This window comes from Pseudomonas oryzagri, assembly GCF_020831405.1.
GTDB classification, from domain to species: Bacteria; Pseudomonadota; Gammaproteobacteria; order Pseudomonadales; family Pseudomonadaceae; genus Geopseudomonas; species Geopseudomonas oryzagri.
Window position 1 is genome coordinate 1 of the sequence record NZ_JAJHPU010000007.1, and the last position, 1,301, is coordinate 1,301.

Sequence of the window (1,301 nt, forward strand, 5' to 3'; positions counted from 1 at the left end):
ATGTGTAAGGCGGACTTTGGGGATGAGCGCCTGAAGGGGCGGGCGGCGCTGTTGTTGGAGCGCCTGGGGGCGCAACCCAGCCGCAGTATCCCTGCCGCTTGTCGTGGCTGGTCGGAAACGCTGGCGGCTTATCGCTTCTTCGACAACGAGAAAGTTACCTTCGAAGAGGTACTGGCCTCGCATCGGGCTGCAACCCTGCAGCGAATGGCTTGCAGTCCGGTTGTTCTCCTGGTTCAGGACACGACTGAATTCGACAGGAAGCAGGATCTTGGACCAAAAGGCCTGGGAACCATCAGGACTGCGAAGACAACCCCGCGAAGATTGCACCCTACCGTAGCCTTCACGCCTGAGCGTATCTGCCTGGGCGTAGTCGAAGCACGCTGGTGGTGTCGGGACGAGCCCAGTCCGCGTCAGGCACGGCGCAACAAGGGCGTGGATGAGAAGGAGAGTGTTCGCTGGCTGGAAAGCTATGAGGCCAGCTGTGCGGTTCAGGGCCAACTGCCCGAAACCCTGGTCGTCAACTTGGCAGACGCCGAGGGGGACTTGTACGAGTGGTTCATCGAGCATGCCGACGTTGCCTGGAACACTCGGGCCCAGTGGATCGTTCGCGCCGCACAGAATCGGCGGATTCAAGGCGGGCAACAGGGCAAGCTTCGAGAGGAGTTGGCGGCAAGACCTGTGCTCGGACATATCGACGTCACGATCCGAGCCCGACCGGGAAAACCTGCCCGCATGGCCCGCGTCACCCTGCGCTCGGCGCGTGTAGATCTGAGTCCCCCCAGACGTCGGGATGGCAAGCTTCCCGGTATATCGATCAACGTCGTGATGGCTCGGGAGGAGACTGCTCCTGAAGGTGTGGAGCCTCTGGAGTGGGTGTTGCTGAGCAGCTTGCCAGTGGCCAGCCTTGAGCAGGCAACAACGGTTGTCGAGTGGTACGGGGTGCGCTGGTGTATCGAAATCTACTTCAACGTGCTGAAAAATGGCTGCCAGACGCAGCGATTGCAGTTTGAAGAAGAGGCTCGCCTGCTGCCCTGTATCGGCCTGTATCTGATCGTGGCCTGGCGAGTGCTGTACAGCCTGATGCTGGGTCGCCACTGTCCGGGGCTGAGCTGCGAAATTGTTTTTGACCCACAGGAATGGCAAGCGGCGTACATCGTGGTCAAACGCTGTACACCGCCCAGCACGCCACCACCGCTGGGCGAGGTCATCCTGTTGGTAGCGCGCCTGGGCGGTTATCTCGGTCGCAAGGGCGATGGCCCGCCCGGCCCAAAAGCCATGTGGGTTGGTCTGAGCCGCTTGCA

General features: G+C 61.3%; 1 protein-coding gene. It reads left to right on the forward strand.

Annotated features, from left to right (window positions below; all coding sequences use genetic code 11):
- Positions 1–1,301 (forward strand): IS4 family transposase (locus tag LMJ29_RS01895; protein ID WP_229603485.1); only part of this gene is annotated, 1,301 nt, incomplete at both ends.